The sequence below is a fragment of the Peribacillus simplex genome (assembly GCF_900156045.1).
GTDB classification, from domain to species: domain Bacteria; phylum Bacillota; class Bacilli; order Bacillales; family DSM-1321; genus Peribacillus; species Peribacillus simplex_D.
In genome coordinates, this window is sequence record NZ_FTMX01000005.1 from 136,024 (window position 1) to 157,167 (window position 21,144).

The 21,144-nt window shown below is 39.0% G+C and carries 17 protein-coding genes; 13 read left to right on the forward strand and 4 right to left on the reverse strand.

The window, feature by feature from the left end:
* Positions 1-44: 44 nt before the first annotated feature.
* The 11 genes from BW986_RS17695 to BW986_RS30535 all read left to right on the forward strand — a co-directional run bounded on the left by BW986_RS17695 (position 45) and on the right by BW986_RS30535 (position 14,390).
* Complete coding sequence (locus tag BW986_RS17695; protein ID WP_076369221.1) at positions 45-545, forward strand: TetR/AcrR family transcriptional regulator; 501 nt, start codon at positions 45-47, stop codon at positions 543-545.
* 158 nt (positions 546-703) lie between these two features.
* A complete protein-coding gene (locus tag BW986_RS29325; protein ID WP_081395683.1) occupies positions 704-1,027 on the forward strand; it encodes a putative quinol monooxygenase in 324 nt (107 codons plus the stop codon).
* 70 nt (positions 1,028-1,097) lie between these two features.
* Positions 1,098-1,640, forward strand: coding sequence for an NADPH-dependent FMN reductase (locus BW986_RS17705; protein ID WP_076369223.1), 543 nt, complete (start codon positions 1,098-1,100; stop codon positions 1,638-1,640).
* A gap of 316 nt (positions 1,641-1,956) precedes the next feature.
* Positions 1,957-2,949 (forward strand): thiamine pyrophosphate-dependent dehydrogenase E1 component subunit alpha, encoded by a 993-nt coding sequence (locus BW986_RS17710; RefSeq protein WP_076369225.1) that lies wholly within the window; start codon positions 1,957-1,959, stop codon positions 2,947-2,949.
* Between the two features lie 21 nt (positions 2,950-2,970).
* On the forward strand, positions 2,971-4,005 hold the full coding sequence (locus tag BW986_RS17715) for an alpha-ketoacid dehydrogenase subunit beta (RefSeq protein WP_076369227.1): 1,035 nt from the start codon (positions 2,971-2,973) through the stop codon (positions 4,003-4,005).
* Between the two features lie 107 nt (positions 4,006-4,112).
* Entirely contained in the window at positions 4,113-5,333 is a 1,221-nt protein-coding gene (locus tag BW986_RS17720) for a dihydrolipoamide acetyltransferase family protein (RefSeq protein WP_076369229.1), read from the forward strand.
* Positions 5,334-5,350: 17 nt separating this feature from the next.
* Positions 5,351-6,733, forward strand: coding sequence for a dihydrolipoyl dehydrogenase (gene lpdA, locus BW986_RS17725; RefSeq protein ID WP_076369231.1), 1,383 nt, complete (start codon positions 5,351-5,353; stop codon positions 6,731-6,733).
* 22 nt (positions 6,734-6,755) lie between these two features.
* Entirely contained in the window at positions 6,756-7,532 is a 777-nt protein-coding gene (locus tag BW986_RS17730; RefSeq protein ID WP_076369233.1) for an acetoin reductase, read from the forward strand.
* 215 nt (positions 7,533-7,747) lie between these two features.
* Positions 7,748-9,634, forward strand: a complete 1,887-nt coding sequence (locus tag BW986_RS17735; protein WP_076369235.1) for a sigma-54-dependent Fis family transcriptional regulator — start codon at positions 7,748-7,750, stop codon at positions 9,632-9,634.
* A gap of 72 nt (positions 9,635-9,706) precedes the next feature.
* Positions 9,707-10,684, forward strand: coding sequence for an NAD(P)H-dependent flavin oxidoreductase (locus tag BW986_RS17740; protein WP_076369237.1), 978 nt, complete (start codon positions 9,707-9,709; stop codon positions 10,682-10,684).
* Positions 10,685-13,628: 2,944 nt separating this feature from the next.
* Positions 13,629-14,390: a hypothetical protein gene (locus BW986_RS30535; RefSeq protein ID WP_076369241.1), complete on the forward strand. Its 762-nt coding sequence runs from the start codon at positions 13,629-13,631 to the stop codon at positions 14,388-14,390.
* A gap of 436 nt (positions 14,391-14,826) precedes the next feature.
* On the opposite strand, the gene BW986_RS17755 is transcribed toward BW986_RS30535, so the two are convergent.
* The 3 genes from BW986_RS17755 to BW986_RS17765 all read right to left on the reverse strand — a co-directional run bounded on the left by BW986_RS17755 (position 14,827) and on the right by BW986_RS17765 (position 18,513).
* Entirely contained in the window at positions 14,827-15,465 is a 639-nt protein-coding gene (locus tag BW986_RS17755; protein WP_076369243.1) for a glycosyltransferase, read from the reverse strand.
* A gap of 680 nt (positions 15,466-16,145) precedes the next feature.
* The gene (locus tag BW986_RS17760) at positions 16,146-17,120 is read right to left on the reverse strand and encodes a bile acid:sodium symporter family protein (RefSeq protein ID WP_076369245.1); all 975 of its coding nucleotides are present in this window, start codon (positions 17,118-17,120) and stop codon (positions 16,146-16,148) included.
* A 4-nt stretch (positions 17,121-17,124) separates the two neighbouring features.
* Positions 17,125-18,513: an FAD-binding oxidoreductase gene (locus BW986_RS17765; protein ID WP_076369247.1), complete on the reverse strand. Its 1,389-nt coding sequence runs from the start codon at positions 18,511-18,513 to the stop codon at positions 17,125-17,127.
* Between the two features lie 508 nt (positions 18,514-19,021).
* Here BW986_RS17765 and BW986_RS17770 point away from each other — a divergent pair.
* A complete protein-coding gene (locus BW986_RS17770; protein WP_076369249.1) occupies positions 19,022-19,810 on the forward strand; it encodes a FadR/GntR family transcriptional regulator in 789 nt (262 codons plus the stop codon).
* A gap of 169 nt (positions 19,811-19,979) precedes the next feature.
* Here BW986_RS17770 and BW986_RS17775 read toward each other — a convergent pair whose 3' ends face one another.
* Positions 19,980-20,159: a hypothetical protein gene (locus BW986_RS17775; protein ID WP_076369251.1), complete on the reverse strand. Its 180-nt coding sequence runs from the start codon at positions 20,157-20,159 to the stop codon at positions 19,980-19,982.
* Between the two features lie 398 nt (positions 20,160-20,557).
* On the opposite strand from BW986_RS17775, the gene BW986_RS17780 reads away from it, so the two are divergent.
* Entirely contained in the window at positions 20,558-20,929 is a 372-nt protein-coding gene (locus BW986_RS17780) for a cyclic-phosphate processing receiver domain-containing protein (RefSeq protein WP_076369253.1), read from the forward strand.
* Positions 20,930-21,144: the final 215 nt, after the last annotated feature.

The window sequence follows — 21,144 nt, forward strand, 5'->3', positions numbered from 1 at the left end:
AATAGTCAGTAAGTACTGACAGTCTGATTAGAGGGAGTGAGAGCATGAGTAGCAGTAATAAGCTAAGTACTGTTAAAGGCAATCAATCTATTAACAGAGAAAAGGTACAACGGTGTCTCCACTCAGGTAATTGGGCTTGGGTGAAAAAAGCACTGTTCCGTCGCTTTGGAAGCAAGAAAAACCTTCTAGAACCGGCATTTGACCGATATCACTATGCCAAAGAGATGACAAAATTTTTTAATGAAGAGCAAATCGTGTGGAATTTACATTCAGACTTACAACTGATCAGTCGAACATATCATGAAATCATGAATCGTAACCCGAAAATGATTATGATAAGTATCAAGGAGGAAGGCAATTTACCTAGGCTTCGAGAAAGAACACATAAGCACTCTCGACAGTTACTGGAAATCTCGACCAAATATTTTAACGCGATGCATGAAGGAGGAAAGCTTATTCACACAGATCCAGAGCTGCAGGCGTTTTCATTCATGAAGACGAATTTCGGAGCCTTTATGAACAACCTGGATGACGATGAGAACTAACCAACCGTGTCCCTGGAGGCATTTATAGTGGAGAGTGTGTGCAAACATTTACTAGGGCATTTTTTCATGATTGATAATGACAGTTAGTACAGACACCCCTGAAATTCCGAATTTAATGATTTGAGAAAAAATAATATAAATGACAGGAGATTATGAATATGGAATCAAGTAATACAATAGTATGGATAAATGTATTTACAGCTAAACCAGGCAAACTAGATGAATTGGTTGCTATCCAAGCTGAAGAACTACACAATTTTAAGAAGGGATCTCAAGGTGTTCCTGGTTGGATTAGTAGCCGTTGGCATCGTTCTGTTGATAAAAATAAAGCAATTATGGTAACTACCTTTGAGAGTATTGATCATCATAAAAATTGGTTAGAAAAAAGTGAATTTAGAGAACACCTTAACAAAATAAATCATCTTATTGAAGATACAGAAGGTGGATACTACACCTTAGTGGAAGACATCGGAAATTTGTAAATCCATAAAATTATAAATCTATTTAGTTTAATCAAATTAGTTGCCGGTCATTAACGAGGAGGAGAAATCATTGGAAAAATTAAATATCGGAATTATCTTAGGAAGCACACGTAAAGGACGCGTTAGTCCACAAGTAGGAAATTGGGTAAAAGAAATAGCTGATAAACGAGTAGATGCAAATTATGAAATCGTCGATGTCGCAGATTTTAAATTGCCATTTTTCGGAGAAGGTACTGGTAAAGAACCAGGATTATTAGCTTGGTCAGAAAAACTTTCTAGCTTAGATGGATTTGTGTTTATCGTACAAGAATACAATCACAGTATTACAGGGGCATTAAAAAACGCACTTGATTCCGCACGTGATGAATGGAACAACAAAGCTGCGGGTATCGTGAGCTATGGTTCAACTGGCGGAGCTCGTGCAGCCGAACATTTGCGTGGCATCTTAGGGGAATTACTAGTTGCGGACGTTCGGGTAAATCCAACATTATCACTATTTACAGACTTTGAAAACTTTAAGACATTTAAACCAGCTGATTTGCACCTTGGTAATATCCATGCAATGTTAGATCAAACGATTGCATGGAGCGGTGCATTAAAAAAATTACGATAGGTTGGAGAGATTACTACCTATCATTCCCCCCTAATTAGTTAACAAAATTCATGTTAGTAATACTGACACTAAATAAATGGTGCATAAAGTGCTTTTCCTTAAACAGGCTGCCTCCACATTCAATCCAGCTTTTCTCTTTGAATTGGGATAGTATATCTAAAAAAACGAGACAAAACGAGACAACAATCTCATTTTGTCTCGTTTTGTTTCGACTAAAAATAGATAAAATCCTAATTTTACCGACCTCCCAACTTGGCACGGCATTTGCAATATCAATATAAAGATTGACTCATTATTAATGATTGGGGGCTAAAAAATGGAAACGGTTCAATCGAATGAAATCAAGTTATCACAGGACAGGGCTTATTGGATGTACAAAAAAATGCTGGAGATCAGGAAATTCGAAGACCAAGTTCATGAATCTTTTGCAAAAGGGATTTTACCAGGTTTTGTCCATTTATATGCTGGGGAAGAAGCGGTAGCTGTTGGAGTATGTGCCCACCTTTCCGAAAAGGACAGCATTACAAGCACTCACAGGGGGCATGGCCACTGTATCGCAAAAGAATGTGACCTTAATGGGATGATGGCTGAAATCTATGGGAAAGTGACAGGGCTTTGCAAGGGAAAAGGCGGTTCCATGCATATTGCCGATTTGGATAAGGGGATGTTAGGTGCAAACGGGATAGTTGGTGGAGGCTTTCCGCTCGCATGCGGTGCAGCATTAACTGCGAAATATAAGAAGACCGATCATGTTAGTGTTTGTTTTTTTGGTGATGGTGCCAATAATCATGGGACATTCCATGAAGGTATAAATCTGGCGGCAATTTGGAAGCTACCCGTAATATTCATCGCAGAAAATAATGGGTATGGGGAGGCAACGCCATTCAATTATGCTTCTAGCTGTAAAACGATAGCCGATCGGGCGATTAGCTACAATATCCCGGGCGTCCGAGTGGATGGGAAAGATGTTTTGGCTGTGTATAAGGCTGCCGAAGAAGCGGTTCAGAGGGCTCGCAGGGGAGACGGTCCATCATTGATCGAATGCGTTACTTATCGTAATTATGGACACTTCGAGGGAGATGCACAGAAATATAAAAAAGAACAAGATAAAAAGGAGCATATACAAGAGAAAGATGCGATTGCCCTGTTTAGGAATTACTTACTCAAACAGAATCTACTGGCTGAAAAAGAGCTGATTTCTCTTGAGATTGCCGTTGAGGAATCTATCAAACAAGCAGTCAAGTTCAGTGAAGATAGCCCATATCCAGAGGCTTCCGATTTATTAAAAGATGTTTATGTATCCTATTAAATTATAAAAGGAGGAATTGAGATGAGTAGAAAAATCAGTATGTCACAGGCAATAAATGAAGCAATGGCCATGGCAATGAGAAAAGATGAAAATGTCATCCTTATGGGAGAAGATGTAGCCGGAGGCGCAGAGGTTGATCATTTGCAGGATGACGAAGCATGGGGTGGTGTTTTAGGTGTCACAAAAGGATTGGTTCAAGAGTTTGGCCGCGATAGAATCCTTGATACGCCCATTGCGGAAGCCGGTTATATGGGGGCGGCCATGGCAGCCGCTTCGACAGGCTTACGACCGATTGCCGAGCTAATGTTCAATGATTTCATTGGCAGCTGTTTGGATGAAGTATTGAATCAAGGTGCCAAGTTCCGCTATATGTTTGGAGGAAAAGCACAGGTTCCGGTGACAATCCGTACGATGCATGGTGCAGGGTTCAGAGCTGCGGCACAGCATTCCCAAAGCCTTTATGCCTTGTTCACTAGCATTCCTGGATTGAAGGTCGTTGTTCCCTCATCCCCCTATGACGCAAAAGGGCTCTTACTTTCAGCCATAGAAGATAATGATCCCGTCATCTTTTTTGAAGATAAAACCCTTTACAACATGGTTGGGGAGGTTCCGGAAGGCTACTATACAATCCCAATCGGCAAAGCTGAAATTAAAAGGAAAGGCTCGGATTTGACGGTCGTTGCCATCGGTAAACAAGTTCACACCGCGATGGAGGCTGCTGAAAAACTTACTGCAAAAGGCATTGAAGTCGAGATTGTCGACCCGCGGAGCTTGTCACCACTGGATGAAGAATCGATTCTCAACTCTGTGGCAAAAACAAATCGTTTGATCGTGATCGATGAAGCGAACCCAAGATGCAGCGTCGCAACGGATATTGCCGCACTGGTGGCGGATAAGGGATTTGACACGCTCGATGCGCCAATCAAGAGGATTACGGCACCACATACACCTGTACCTTTTTCTCCACCGCTAGAAGATATCTACCTTCCAACATCAGAAAAAGTGATACAAGTCGTTTCAGAATTATTGGGGGAGCCTTCCATTCTTGGGGTGTAATTAAATCAAGATGATGCATGCTCCAGCTTTTTCGCATAGATCAGCAAAAGTTGGAGCAACAAAACCAATGATGGACACAGAAACCAATCTGAAGGGAGAAAAAAGATATGGCGGTCGAGGTAGTAATGCCGAAATTGGGTATGGCAATGAAAGAAGGCACTGTTTCGTTGTGGAGCAAGGCTGTTGGGGATCCAGTCGAAAAAGGTGAAGCAATAGCCAGCATCAATTCAGAGAAAATAGAAATGGATATTGAATCTCCAGCGGAAGGTACGATTCTGAATATAGCTGTTCAAGAAGGACAAGGAGTACCTCCAGGAACCGTTATCTGTCATATCGGAAATCCGAATGAAAAAATAATGATTGATGATCAAGTTGCTGAACAAACTCAGTCGAAAATTACTGAACAAGAAAAGCCGAAAACAAAAGAGTCTTCCATTTTGCCAAAGGGAGATCGCTTGATGATCACCCCGGTTGCACGAAAAATGGCACAGGCAGCAAATCTTGACATTGAGAGGATTCATGGCACCGGGCCAGGAGGAAGAATCACTAAAGAAGATATACAGAAAGTAATTGAAAAAAGGGATTCCATGTCGGTAAATACTGAAGAAAGAATTGTTCCCCTCCAACCTACTTTAGAGAGTCCGCAGCATATTCCTGTTACCGGAATGAGGAACATCATTGCAAAACGTATGAAAGAGAGCTTGCAAACCAGTGCCCAATTAACTCTAACGATGAAAGTTGATGTCACTGATTTAGTCATTTTGCAAAAACAGGCTACTGAAACGCTACAAAAACAGGAATCAACTAAATTGACTATAACGGACTTTGTAGCCAAGGCTGTCGTGCTTTCACTTAAAGAGCATCCTAAAATGAATAGTGCTTATATTGAAGATAACATCATTTTGTATGAGCAAATCCATCTTGGATTAGCGGTGGCCTTGGAAAAGGGGCTCGTTGTTCCCGTTATAAGAAATGCCGAAAATTGTACCCTAAGACAGTTATCGAAAAAGGGTAAGGAATTGGCCCGATGTGCACGTGACGGTCAATTGCCCATTGAAGACATGCAAGGGTCCACTTTCACAATCAGTAACCTTGGAGCATATGGCGTTGAGCATTTTACACCGATCCTCAATACACCGGAAACGGGGATACTTGGAATTGGCTCTGCTTACGATATCCCGCGTTATATTGGCGAAGAATTGGAGAAGAGAACGATCTTGCCACTCAGTTTAACGTTTGATCACCGTGTACTTGACGGGGCACCTGCTGCTGCCTTTTTACAAACACTAAAACGGTATTTAGAAGAGCCGATCACCGTGATTTTATAGAAAAGGAGGGAAAGCTCTTGAATCGTATAGCTATTATAGGCGGCGGTCCTGCAGGGTATGTAGCGGCAATCACTGCTGCCCAGCAGGATAAGGAAGTCATATTGGTAGTCGATGGGCCATTGGGGGGCACCTGTTTAAACGAAGGCTGCATGCCAACGAAGTCCTTATTGAAAAGTGCAGATACGTATGACTTGGTGAAAAATGCCGGGCACATGGGAATTCGCCTGCCATCCACTTCGATTGAAGTCGATTGGGATACCGTACAGGAACGAAAGAAAGAAGTCATATCCAAACTAGTGAACGGCATTCGATATTTAATGAATAAGAATAAAATAAAAGTCATTCAGGGAAGAGCGTCTATCCTGTCGGGCCATCGACTGCGGATTGAGAACGGAAATAAAAAAGAAGAGATTGAAGCTAGTAAGATCATCATTTCAACTGGGTCCGAACCGATTCCTTTACCTTTTGCCCCTTTTGATGGTGAATGGATCATCCACAGTGGCCATGCCATGTCACTTCCTGCCATTCCTGATTCGCTGCTCATTGTCGGAGGCGGCGTCATCGGATGTGAATTTGCCAGTATTTATAGCAGGATGAGCACCAAGGTTACCGTTATCGAAATGGGGTCAAAGCTGCTTCCGGGGGAAGACGATGATATTACGAGCATCCTGCATGGAGAATTGAAAAACCAAGGCGTAACGGTCCATACCTCCACATCTGTCAAAAACATCAATGCAACCAGCAAGACGGTATTTTTGGAGAAAAGCAATGGAGAACTGGAAGAACTTCATGCAGATTACGTACTCGTATCAATAGGGAGAAAACCAAGAGTGAACGAAATGGGCTTAGAGGGAAATGATATTGATTTTTCCCGACTTGGCATCTCAGTGGATGATCGAATGCAAACAAGCAATCCATCGATTTATGCCTGTGGAGATGTGATAGGGGGCATACAACTTGCCCATGTTGCTTTTCATGAAGGGCGAGTTGCGGCTTTGAATGCCTGTGGTCAATTTGCACAAGTGAATTACCGGGCAATCCCTCGCTGCATTTATACCTCCCCGGAGATTGCCAGTGTAGGCTTGACTGAAAAAGAAGCGCGTGAAAAATATGGGGAAATTAAAGTTGGTGAATTCGCTTTTTCGGCAAATGGGAAAGCTATCCTTTCCAATGAACCGGTAGGAAAAGTCAAAGTCCTAGTGAACCCACTATATAATGAAATTCTAGGTATTACCATTGTTGGTCAACATGCGACAGAATTGATTGGTCAAGGTACGGTCATGCTGCATGCAGAAATAACGGCAGATATGATGGGAGATTTTGTAGCGGCACATCCAACCTTGTCGGAATCCATACATGAAGCTTTTTTGAACGTTGTAGGTCAAGCTGTGCATTCATAAAAAACTGAAGGGGGATATTTGTATGGCTAGCGGTCAACGGACGGCGGTAGTCACTGGTGCAGGACGTGGTATCGGACGTGCCATTGCATTAAGATTAGCTCAAGATGGATTGAATGTAGTCATTAATGACATCAATCTGGATACGGCTGAATCGGTCGTGAATGAGATCAGGGAAATTGGGCGTGAAAGCTTTGCCGTTAAAGCGGATGTAAGCAATAGACGGGAAGTATTCGATATGGTGAATCAAGTGGTAGAACGTTTTGGACAACTGGACGTTATGGTTTCAAATGCAGGAATTGCTCAGATAAAGCCTCTATTGGAGGTAACTCAAGAAGATCTGGAACAGATTTTCAATATAAATGTAAATGGTGTCCTCTTTTGCCTGCAAGCCGCTGCTGAACAAATGAAAAAACAGGAAGGCGGGAAAATTATTAGTGCTGCCAGCATCGCCAGTTACAAAGGCTTTAGTTTACTAGGTACATACTCGGCCACAAAATTTGCCGTAAGAGGCATTACACAAGCGGCAGCACAGGAATTGGCCCAGTTTGGCATTACGGTGAATGCATATTGTCCAGGAATTGTCGGGACGCAAATGTGGGATTTGATTGATGAAAAAATGGGTCAATATATGAATCTTGCTAAAGGTGAAACATTTAAAAAGTTTACCGATTCCATAACCTTAGGACGCCCCGAAACGCCAGAAGATGTTGCGAAATTCGTATCTTACCTTGCTTCAACGGATTCGGATTATATGACAGGGCAATCCATCATGATTGATGGCGGGGTTATATTTTCATAAAACGAACGCATTATATTGTTAGATGGAGAAGCATCGTGTGAATGATCACATGATGCTTTTTGTGTAAACTAAATCTATATATTGTAAGCGAATACATAATCTACTATAATTAAATGGACCTCGATTAATATCCTATTTTATACTCCCTGGTATTTTTCCTCTAGATTGGCCCTGGTCAAATGAAGGTTTAAACCAAATGATTAGAGGAGGATTTTATGCTATCCACTAGTTGTTATCTACGCACATGGGAACGCTTTGTCAGTGAAGGGGTTCTCGACTCAAATCGTCTGAACAAGCGAATAATGGAATCCTGGCATCGCTGCAAAAAAGAACAAGTCAACCCATACCTTAATAAAGGCAAACACATTTTGACGAATGAATTATTGAACATTCAAAGAGAAAAAAACTCCTTCCTATTAGAAGTGGCATCACCCCAATTAACTAGGATGAATCAATCGATAAAAGAATCTGGAATGATGGCTTTATTGGTCGATCCGGATGGATATGTCCTGTCACTTTCCGGAAGCGAGAAAATCCTCGAGGAGGCAGGCAAAATAAATTTTGTTGAGGGCGTATGCTGGACGGAGGGTGAGGTCGGAACGAACGCAATAGGAACAGCCTTGAAAACGGGTGAAGCCGTAATGATCCAAGGTACCGAGCACTATTCAATTGCCTCACATAAATGGAGTTGCTCTGCCATGCCCATTTTAAATGAAGACGGTAAGATAATGGGAGTTTTGGATATATCATGTCCCGTAGATTATTTCCATCCTTCCATGCTGGGTATGGTAGCCAATTTGGCGTATACGATCGAACAGGAAATGGGAGTGCGTTCCTATAAAAAGGAGCTGGCACTGACCCAGCACTCGATAGAACTTGCAGAGACCTATCCAGATTTGCCTTTTATCGTCTGTAATCATAAAGAAATGATAATCTCCGCCAGTAAACAGATTCGCAAAAAAATTCCTCAATCCATTGGTATGGCATTGGCCGATCTATTAAATCATGGATATCGAATCGTAAAGGAAAATCCGCTTCTATCCAAAGAGGATAATAGGATTTCAGGGAAGTGTTTATTCTTATCAGAGAATCATGGTCATGAAGCCAATCGGCTTTTCCCTGCTTCAATGCCAGCAGAAAGGTTTGACTTCAAAGGGGAAAGCGGGATTAGCGAAGCCTTTCATACCACATTACACAAAGTGAAGCTTGTTGCACCGACAGAAGCCAATGTGTATATATCTGGTGAAACCGGGGTCGGGAAAGAGCTTATTGCCATGGCCATTCATGAAAATGGCTTCCGTAAAAAAGGACCGTTCGTCACGATAAATTGCGGGGCCATACCTAAAGATTTAATGGAGAGTGAATTATTCGGGTATGTTGATGGTGCTTTTACAGGGGCTAAACGGCAAGGGCACAAAGGGAAGTTCGAACAGGCAAATGGAGGGACCATTTTTCTCGATGAAATCGGTGAAATCCCTTCAGCGATGCAAGTGGCCTTACTGCGTGTAATCCAGGAAAGAAAAATCGTTCCAATCGGTGGCACAAAAAGCACTTCATTGGATATTCGCATTATCACTGCAACACACCGTAATCTTGAAGAGCTTGTCAATGAAGGGTCCTTTCGGAAGGATTTATACTATCGGTTGAACGTTTACCCCATTCACGTACCGCCCTTGAGGGAAAGGATTGAAGACATTCCTTATCTAGTCAACTACTTATGTTCACGGAATAATTGGAATATTCCATTAACGGAAGAATTATTGAATCGTTTAAAGGATTACAATTGGCCTGGCAATATTAGAGAACTGCAGAATGTACTTCAACGATTGACCATCTTACTTGCCGAAGGACCTATGGATTATGTTGAAGTGTTGAATTCCATGCATTCACAGCCCGTTACCCGGCATGATGATTTCCCTTCACGGGAGGAACCAAGTAAAAAAGACCTCAACGGAAATGTACTGACGATCCGTGAAAAAATTCAACGGGATTTAATGATTGAGGCATTACAAAAATCAAGAGGGAACGTAACGGCTGCAGCAAAGTTGATGGATATACCAAGAAGTACATTTTACAAGCGGCTCCATAAGTATGGTATATAGACATGGTGTGTGAACATTATGTAAGAAGAGTAGATTGATAGAGATCCATGGAAAATGAAAGGGGTATGGCAAATGAAAACAAGAATTACTGAATTATTGGGAATTGAATATCCGATTATTTGCGGCGGGATGTTTCAAGTTGGCCGGGCCCCGCTCGCAGCCGCCGTTTCAGAAGCGGGGGGACTAGGTATCATAACTTCGAAAACACAGGTGACACCAGAAGGTCTCCGTGATGAAATACGCAAAGTGAAAACTTTGACCAAGAAGCCCTTTGCTGTCAACCTGAACCTGTTTCCAAGTCAAACTACAACCCCGAATGAAGAGTTCATCGAAGTTTTAATTGATGAAGATGTAAAAATTGTTGAAACGAGTGGCCGAAGCCCAGAAAGTTTAATGCCCAAACTTAAAGAGCACGGCTTTACCGTGATACATAAGGTAGCGAACGTCAAAAACGCAATATCGGCAGAGAAATTAGGAGTCGATGCCATTATCATTGTAGGGAATGAAACAGGCGGACATCCAGGCATGGGGGATGTAGGAACGCTTGTCATGCTCCCTAGAGCCGTTGACTCCGTTACTATACCAGTAATAGCAGGCGGAGGATTTTCGGATGGCAGAGGCCTGATTAGCGCCTTGTCACTCGGTGCTGAAGGGATCGTCATGGGGACTCGCTTTATGGCAACGCAAGAAGCACCGATCCATGATAACGTGAAGCAATGGATGGTATCTGCCAATGAAATGGATACGGTTGTCATCCAACGGAATATAGGCAGCCCGTCACGTGTAGCATTAAATGCTGTCAGTAAAGAAGTGGACAAACTTGAAAATGAAGGTGCCACCATAGAGGAATTGATTCCACTTATTACGGGACAACGAAGCAAGAAAGTATACTTTGAAGGAAATTTAGACGGAGGAATCTGGTCATGCGGTCAATCCGTAGGACTGATAAAAGAAATATTGACCGTTAATGAACTAATAACACAAATCGTCCAAGAAGCAAAAACCTCGTTCGAATTCATCCAAAGCCGTATCGAATCCATTCGAACATAAATAATGTATCAGGAACATGAGATCAAGTGCTCGTGTTCCTTTTTTGTCTATTAGACATAAGGTTGAAGGGAAAATAGGGTTCAATCGAAACTCTAACGCGAAAAGCCAATTCACGAAAGAAAAAAAGATACATAACTCATCAGTTACTCTTGATAAGACTTTTGTAAAAGAAACAAGGAAATAGGTAATCAACATTTCGTGATTAGAGTTTACATAACATTATCTATTTGAGGGTTTACCTTATAACCCTTGGCAGCTTCCTATTGATTCACTGCATGGCTGTTGCAATTATGAAAGCTGTTCCTTAAAATCCACAACCTTTACTTAAAAATAAGTTTAAACAGAGCGGATTGATCACCATTTAGGTGCTATAAGAGAGATTATGTTGCTAAATAGAGGAACCTATTATCACTTTCAGGAAGAAAAAGCGGAAATTTTACGTTAAAAAACCTTGGAGTTGTTATCAGTAAAAATATATCAATATAATTTTTTAGAAGTGTTAACCCGTGATTTTTCTCATATCGCCATATATTTTATATATCAGAATAACAAAAATGATAAATCAGGTCAGTTAAGCATAATGTATTGATAACTATAGAAATTTAAATGAGCAACATGAATAATGAAATGGGTCTCAGCAGAGCGGCGCTTTTAGATTGAAGGGGGGGATCGTTTATTTACTTCATGTCTATATCTACATACACAACAACAGAAGATTTATCCGAATTCTTTGTATCGAGAAATGCTGAATTGGTTCAGATAGGAGTAGTTATGAAGTCAATGACTCCAGATGACAACGGCGTGCCAAAATGAACATTTAGTTAGTAGTAAAATAATAAGTGACCTAAAATGATTAAGTGATTAATCGTTAGCTAATAATAACGAAAAATATTAGCAATTAAATTAACAGATAATTTACGATTTAGAATAAAAATGAGAAATTTAAATGACCTTTGAGAATTAAATATTATGGAACTTAACTCATTGTAAAATTAGCTTCAATCCAAGCAAAATTTACTGGCAATCCAAATAAAATTGAAAACCAATCATTTTTTTTCAAATAAAGGCGTAATTAGATAAAACGATAATAATAAATAAATGTAGCGGATAAATTTAAAAATTCGCATTTCGTCTCACTAAGTTAAGTATTCTTAAGATATGAGATAAAATTAACAATAAAAATCTAACTTCCTATAATATATATTATGTTAACTAGATAAAAAAATATTAGAATTCAGTGGTCTTATCTCCAAGTTCCCATATGATTCATGATTGTCCCTTAACTTGGCTCAAGTTGACTATAATATTCAACGCTGCTTCCTATAACCTTTCTGGTTTTCTTCCTCTAAGTCAGCTGGTTTCCATTAATGGTTTTAAACATAATTCCTTTGGGTTTGATTGAATAATTCCCAGTAGGTCTGATAATTATGAATTACCTTCAAGCTTCGGATGATTAACTCATGTGCGATTATGCATTCGATTTTAAGCACTACGGTGAGTTTTTAACTGCTAATAACCGATCATTAGAATTAGTATGAACTCACGTCGTACCAGTGTGAAGTCAGTTTGTGCAAGATTAAGAACGCTTCAACGACGCATTTGGTGCTTAAAATCATTTGGTGAATATTGTCTAAAAGAAAATTCCATGAAGTCTGACTTCACAGCAGGTATTCACGCACCTAAAGTGATAAGAATTTACCTAAATGAATAAATGTATAAACTACTTGCTAAAACAGGAATGAGCCGTCAAGAATTAGTTGATTTAATATGGGTACAAGTTAATTTAGAATATCAAACGATTTTACGAGGAAAGGGAAAAAAGAACGCCTCCCCCCTTCATCCCATTGTCTTACCGATATTTCAAGACTATAAAGAAACTCTTTTTGAGCAGCAAAGTCATTATAGTGAACCGAACTTTTATAATCAAAAATTAAGCTTTTAATTCTCGTGGATTGCATAAAATATTTAAAGAGATTATAGAACGAGCTGGTTTACTCGCTCACTGATTTTCTTTGCATCATTTGAGGCATTCATTTGCTACCTTACTATTACAAGAAAACAAAGATTAAGTGGATTTAAGAATGGTACAGAAATATTAGGTCATGAAAGTCTTGGTACTGCTAGGCCAGTAGGTATACCCATATCGATTTTGAACAAATGAAAAAAAGGATAAATAGTTTCCTAATTGGTTAATGCTTAAAATTTTTGTGATTTATACTAATAAAAACGGCAGAGTTAATCTGCCGTTTTCAAGTTTATTAATTATTTTTCTATATATTTTTTTCTGCGTTTTAAGTTTTTATAATAAATAAACCTTTTGCATTCCTCAACGTTGGTTTTTAAAAACCTTCATATTTAGGCTGATATTTTAAATGTAAAATACCTCCATGAAATTTAGTGCAAATATTCCTAAGATGCATCAATAATAAAATCAATCCTTCTAATTTTCTCCTTAATCGAATCACCTATTATTCCTCATTTGAATTATGATTTATTAAAAATGGATCGTTTAAATTCTGTTATAAATACATCGGTGTACTATAGTTGATACATTCTAACATCAAAAACCGGTCTTATACTTTTATTAACATTTGAAAATAAAGCCTGATTTAAAAAACAAACTTAAAAATCCAAACCATTTTTTTATATCGGCATATATAGGTGTAGAAAGGAGTGATTTACATGTCCGATCACTATAAAAAGTATTATCAGAAAAAGTATCGGCATTATAAAAAGAAGTACAAGTATTGCGAATAATGCAAAGAATCACATTGCGGAAAACAGCGTCTGGGAATTTTGTCATATAGATTTTGATTTCCTGGAATTTAGTTTAAATATCCTCTGCTAAAGAGGATATTTAAACTATTAAAGCAGAAAGAGAAGCGGAAAAAACAGAAAAAAAAGCTTCATTGCTCGACTGGAAAGTGAACAATGAGGAGAAAGGGTGAGTAAAATAGAAAAGCCAATTCAAGGTCGTAGATTTGTTGACACGACCTATAAGCGTAAAAACGATGATATCCTTAATAAAAACGATGATATCCATAATAAAAAGGATGATTCCCTTAATAAAAATGAGCATTGCCTTAATAAAAACGAGCATAAAAAATGTAAGGAGTGTGAACAAGGTCCTCGAGGACCTCAAGGACCTCAAGGATTTCAAGGACTTCCAGGACCTCCAGGACCTCAGGGAGAAACTGGACCTCCAGGACCAGGGGGTGCTTTGGCTTATGGATCATTGTACGATCCGTCTGGAAATTTTGTCACAGTAGCTGCGGTAACTCCCCCTACTCTGGGGCAGAAGGTTGTTTTCACAAATCCTGGTCCGTTATTAGGAACAACTCCTTTTCCTCCTGGTACTGGTCCTTTTACTGATATTCAGGTTCTGACTGCTGGGGTATATGAGATAAGCATGGATTTAACAGCTAGACTAATTAATGCTTCTAACTTGGCGTTTAATACCGAAGTACAGTTCAGGTTATTCATCAATGACACAACCCCAGTTCTTGAAAGTACTTTTGAATCTTTTAATCGAATTACAGGCGGGCCAGGAGGGCAACCATCGACAGTTGAAACTAGAAACACGATAGGAAGAACAATCCAACTTCGATTAGCCGCAAACGATAGGCTAAGTATTAGGGTAATAACTGCATCTCTCAATGTAATGTATAGGTATCCTTCAATAGTGGTTACAAAAATCGCCAACTAGCTGCCAAAGTCAGTAAATAGGAGCAAGAAGAGCCCCAACCTAAATGTTGTGGGCTTTTTCCGTTTTATAATTTTTAGATGCTTAATGACCATGGTGGTGTTGGTTACACAGGTAAATTAAGCGAAGTCTCATTCCTTCTTCAACTAAAATGCTCCGTTTGTTCAATAAGCAACTTCTTCATATGATGTATAAATATTGCCTTGAACTGTTACCTCTGCGATCTATGAAAGTAAATAATATCGTCTCATGTTTCTTCCGGTAACACTCGTAGTCATTGTCCCCTATCCTCTACTCATTTAATTTGTAAACTACAAGACAACGGTGTTGTGTCAAAAAATTAAAAAGACATAAATCTGCTGTCTTCGGACGAAAATTGTATATTTGATAAGCGAATGAAAGAATCTCCAACAGATTGCTGGAGATTCTTAGATTATTTTTAAAACTTATCCGGAAACTGCTTTATAACTGCCGCAGAGATAGTATCTGCCATTAGGATTATATGTGAGACGCCTTCGTCGATTGAAACGATTCTTTCGTTCCAATTTTTTGCTAAGCTTGCAGATACATCATTTGTCACTAATTTCAGATGCATATACAGCAAGTTTTTTAGATCTTCATTTTTCAAATAAGGGTTGGCACCGCTAAGGAAGGCTGCTATATCATCAGCATTTCTATACCATTCTTTGTTTAGCTGATTCACCAAGACTTCATTTCCGCTTTTAGCCGCATCTACAATCTTACCCGCAATAACAATATGTTCCTTAAGTAAATCCGTAAGTTTGTTCCCAGCTTTCTCCCCGTATACTGGCATTATTGCATTACCAATATCCTCCTGATTTTTCAAAAGCCTAGCCAGTACCTGTTTTTGATCCTCCGCTCCAGCTGTTGTTGCACTTGTAATATAATTACTTGTCCACAAAACATGATCAATCCAAAGTCTCCTGAATTCATTTGCGAACTTTACCTCTGATTGGCTAATATTCTGTACCTGCGGTTTAGCGTATGCACTGTTTGTTCCAGCCACCAAGTTTAGAGGAAATAAAAAAATAAATCCCATCAATAATAATTTTTTCATGAAACCATCTCCTTCCAAAGATTATAAACACCTTTTTATTATTGATATATGGGATTTTAATATTCATAATAATGGTTCTACTTACCCTGTTGAACTGTAAATTGGACTTAGATGAACTCATATCGTCCAATGCAAGTTGTTTTGTATCAGGTTAGATCGTCTATCATAGTAATAATACACGGACACTACAATTTCCCGATTTGTGGTTAAAATATGATGAATTAATGTTTAAATTACATGTAACTTCAAGAATGGGATGCCAAGAAATAGTGGATTTAATATGGAAGCAAGCAATATAGAAATCAAACGATTTTTAGTTAGAGGAAAAGGAAATTAGACCCTCTTCCCCCTTCATCTCAATACCTTAATGTCTTTTTGAATGATTCTGTCACTTGGAACCTCCTATAAAAAGATCGCTAAGTATATCAATTAATTCATGATTATGTTCTAGGACTTCATCAATTTTTTCTTTTTTGATATTTGTATTCTGCCTGTTAAATCTATTGCTACTACATGCTTGCTGTAGGAGTGCATTAACAGAATGACTCTCTTTTTCCTAGATGAATTCTAGAATTCAAGCAGCATGGTTATTTGCCCCTTCACTTCCCTTCCTGGAAAATATTGCAGCATCAAAAAAATCCCAGCTGTGAGCATAGGATCTTTTTTCATTTCAATATTATTTAAAGCTTGTTCTCTACCGGATGGACTGTCCCTTCCTCTATACTGTCGCCAGCATGTTTTTTTGACCAGTAAGTCGCAAGAATTGGTCCTGATATGTTGTGCCATGCAGCAGCCAGGACACTTGGAAGTGCTGCCAGAGGACCGAAATGTGCAGTAGCAAGCGCAACGCCTAACCCGGAGTTCTGCATGCCCACTTCAATTGAAATCGCTCTTCTATTCACTTCATCAAGTCCAAGCACTTTTGCTACCAAGTAACCAAACAGCAGTCCAAATCCGTTGTGAAGCATCACGGCAGTAAAAATAAGGAACCCGGATGTAGCGATGCTAGCTGCATTGCCTGAAACTACTGCGCTTACAATCGTAATAATGGCTGCTACCGAAATAAGTGGTAAAACGGTTAAGCTTTTTTCAACTATTACCGGGAAAAACCGCTTAATGGCCAAACCTAAAACAATCGGAAGAAGGATGACTTGTATAATGGACTTAAACATATCAAAAAAATCGACCGGCATCCATTGTCCTGCCAGCAAAAGCAGAAGCAGCGGAGTCATGATTGGAGCCAGTAAAGTTGATACCGAGGTCATAGCTATCGACAAGGGTACATTACCTTTTGCAAGATATACCATAACGTTAGAGGCTGTTCCGCCTGGTACACAGCCGAGCAAAACCAGACCTGCCGCTAATTCGGCTGGCAAATTCATAAGTTTCGCAATAAGGAATGCCACAGATGGCATGATGATAAACTGGGCGCAAACCCCAATTATCACGGGCAGTGGTTTAGTGATGACGATTTTAAAATCAACTGCCTTCAAAGTAAGCCCCATCCCAAACATGACAACCCCGAGCAATATCGTAATATAGCCTCCCAATCCCAAAAATGGCTCTGGAAAAATAAAGGCAATGACGGAAATTAAGATAACCCAAACAGCAAAATATTTTCCAGCTAATGCACTGAACGATTCTAATACCTTCATTTCATCACACTCTTTCTTGCATAAATATTTTACTTGGATTTAATAGATTATCTGGATCAAGGGCTACTTTGATTTTTTCCATCACAAACAGTGAGTTCCCATGTTCTTTTTTTTGATATTTTTGTTTACCGACCCCAACTCCGTGCTCCCCAGTGCATGTTCCCTTCCGCTCAAGGGCATACAGGACAATTTGTTCATTTAGCTGTTCTGCTCTTTTAATCTCTTCTAGGTTTTTGTTATCAATCATTAAGAGTACGTGATAGTTTCCGTCGCCTACATGGCCGACTATCCCACCGGTAAGGCCCAGTAAATCAACAGCCTCCCTTGCATGGTGAATTGCACCAGACAACTCTGAAATCGGAAGGCAGACATCAGTCACCATCAGTTTTTTTCCAGGATAACCATGAATATAAGCATAAGCAAGATTATGGCGAGCTTCCCATAGACGGTTCCTGGCAGCATTATCTGCCTCAAATTCAATATCTAGACAATGATGTTCTGCTACTATTTCTTTAGTGAACTCTACATCTTGCTTCAACCCTGCTTCATTACCATGAAACTCCAAAAATAGTGTAGGCGCTTCATTATAGCTTGTATCACTATAAAGGTTAACCTGCTTCATTGATGGTTCATCGACAAGTTCCACCCTTGCAATTGGAACACCTGACTGCAAAATGGATACAACAGCTTCTACCGCATGGTTCAATGCTGGAAATGAAGCTCTTGCCGCCATAACGTGCTCAGGAATTCCGTAAACTCTCAATGTCAATTCCGTAAAGCAGCCAAGGGTTCCTTCAGAACCAACAAAAATACCGTTTAGATGGTAACCTGATGACGATTTAGCTGCCAAATTGCCAGTATGTATAATCGAACCATCTGCAAGAACCACTTCAAGATCACGGACTTGGTCACGCATCACACCATATTTAACGGATGTCGTTCCACTGGCATTTGTTGCCGCCATTCCGCCCAGAGTAGCATCAGCCCCAGGATCCACGGAAAAAAACAAACCATATTTTTTCAATTCTTTGTTTAGTTGCGAACGCGTTACGCCAGGCTGAACCTTTACGAGAAAATCGTTTTCACGCACTTCAAGGATTTTATTCATTAGTGAAAAGTCAATGGTTATGCCATGATTGTACGGTATGACATGCCCCTCGAGGCTTGATCCCAACCCAAATGGAACCATCGGAATTTTGTACATATTGGCCAATTTCACAACATCACTGACTTGCTGTGTGGTTTCCGGAAATACAACAATATCGGGAAGGCTTACAGCATGATATGATTCATCTCTACCGTGCAATTCTCTTACTGTCTGGTTAACTGTTACTTGACTTTCCGAAAGAACTTCCATTAAAGCGTTGATCAAATTTACACTAACCGCTTCCATACAATTCTCCTTCTTTCTGCTATAACATCCGTTTTTGTCTTATCAAAAGCTTTGGTCGCACCTATACCCAGATTAATTTTCTGCTTCAAAACTTCAACTGTTGAACTGATCCCCCTCCCTAAAAATATAAAATGATATCGCTTCCATTAATAAATAATTTGACCTAGACCAATTTTGATCATTTTTACCAATTGGTCTAACCAATTTTCATTATACTAATTTTTTTGACTTTTTCAACAATTAAACATATATTACTTTTCTCCATAAATAAATGGTTATTTTAACAGTGTTTATAGTTGGTTTTCCTACCTTCTAATAAAAAATGAATCACCTTAAATTGCCAAATTAACGGATTTGACTAAAATTAAGTAATAATATATTTTTATAAATTGGTCTAACCAATATATAGGTCTGAAATTATCCTCTTGCTTCATTAATGAATGCTTGTTAAGATGATTCCACTAATAGTCGTACCAACTTGTTGTTATTGAAGGATGTGAAGGAAGTAATGGATTCTATACCAGTTAAATCCCCAAAAGTGTACGAAATCATCTTCAATCAAATTAAGGAATCTTTTATTAGCGGTGAATTGAAACCTGGAGATAAATTACCCCCTGAACGGGAGTTGTCCAATCGTTTTAAAGTGAGTCGAACATCAATCAGAGAAGCCCTTCGTGTATTGGAGATTAACGGAGTCATTGAGGTCAGACCAGGTGACGGGACATTTATCAGACAATCTAATGTTAAGTTACTGATCGAACAGCTATCCAACTCAATCATCAAAGCTAAGGACAACATGGTTTATGAAATGCTTGAAGTCCGTCGAGTAATTGAAACCGAGTGTGCTTTTCTTGCTGCACAGAGAGCAAACTCTCTAGATTTACAAAATATTCTTAATGCTTTAGAAGAAATGGCACGTTCGGAACATGATGAAGAATTAGGCTTGCGAGCAGATTTGATGTTTCACTATAGTGTCGCACAATCCACAAATAATTCCATATTTGCCGGATTGGTCCATACCCTTAGTGATCAAATGAAAGATACTATTCGTGCCACTAGACGGCATCGTTTCGCAAAACCCGGTCACTTTCAAGAAACGCTTCAAGAACACAAAGAAATCTACTATTCTATCGCATTAAAGGAAGCGGATAAAGCCAAGCAACTGATGGACGCCCATATCATCCGCATTAGAGAACAGATGGCCACAGCTACACTTGAAAGCATTGGAGATGATGCCAAAATCGTTGCTTATCAAAATGAAAAAGACAATCATCGTAATGCTGAAAGTGATAAATAAGTTCCGCTTGCTATATAATTAACGGAACATGGAGGTATATCTCTAATTAATTTTTTATCGGAGACCAATTAAATTTGACATAAAAAAGCGCCTTTCTCAGAGGGCGCTAAGTTGGTTATTTATAGTTTAATAATTGATTCCCTTTATATATAAAACAGTAAATATTGGTTTACCCTTTTGATATAGTGCAGGAATCAACGTTACATTCTTTTAGAACATTATCAATCAATGAAAGCTGATCATTAATCATTGATAAGTAGAAAATATGATAGTCATTTATTTGTTCCTTTAACTCCAACAGCAGCGTTTTGTCCCTTTGTACAAGGAACATCTCTTCTGGATGTAACATATCACTTCTCCTTTTAGTTAAGATATTACCTTTTACCCTAATTATTACAATTATTAACTTTTAAGCGGAAGTTTTGTACCATATTTCACAAGGGATATTTAGAGGGAGTTACTAAACTGTCCGAAGACAATACGCTAGTAAAAAAACCATGCAACATAGTTTTATAAGGGGGTGGCTCAGTAACAGTTCCTCCTTTTAGTAAAGACCCGTTATTTGAAGAAACACAATGATAAGTATAAAGAATATTAGTATAAAAAAAGGCTGTCGTATATTAGCCTTTAACGTCGAATATGTCCCCTTCTTACATTGTTGTGTTAGACTTAATATATAAAACCATATTTTCTTGGGTTTTTTTTACTTTTATTAATCACACTTGTATAAGGGAAGGAGTATAAGAAGTGGAGAAAATCAGCGTTTTTCTGGATGACTATCGGAAAGCTCCCGATGGCTATGTGTTAGTCGAGACTATTGACGAATGTATTGAGCTATTGCGAAACTTTGATATTGAACACCTCTCTTTGGATCATGATTTATTAAATAAAACTAGGAATGGTTTTATGCTTGTTCAAAAGATGGTCAAAGAAAAACTTTTTGCTAATCGCATCACAATTCACTCTGCCAATTCAGTTGGCGGTAAAGCAATGTATGACTGTTTAAAGCAAGCACAACGGAATTTAACAATGCCCCCTGCCATTATTGTTTCCTTACGCCCCCTGCCCCTCAAATTCTTCCCGTCAAAGGTTCTGCAACATTATATGGATATAAGATAAACTCTTCTCAATTACATTTCATAGAAGAATTATACGATGCTTTTGTGATTGTATCGCGGAAACGATTCTTTTTGCTTTAAATCCCTGAAGATGTTGATCAGGTTTGAAGGATTAAACGCATGTGTAATACTCCAATATACAAAAAAAGCAATTCACATATAGTGTGTGATTGCTTTTTTAAAATTTGTTCGAGCTTCATGGTAGTTTATAATCTA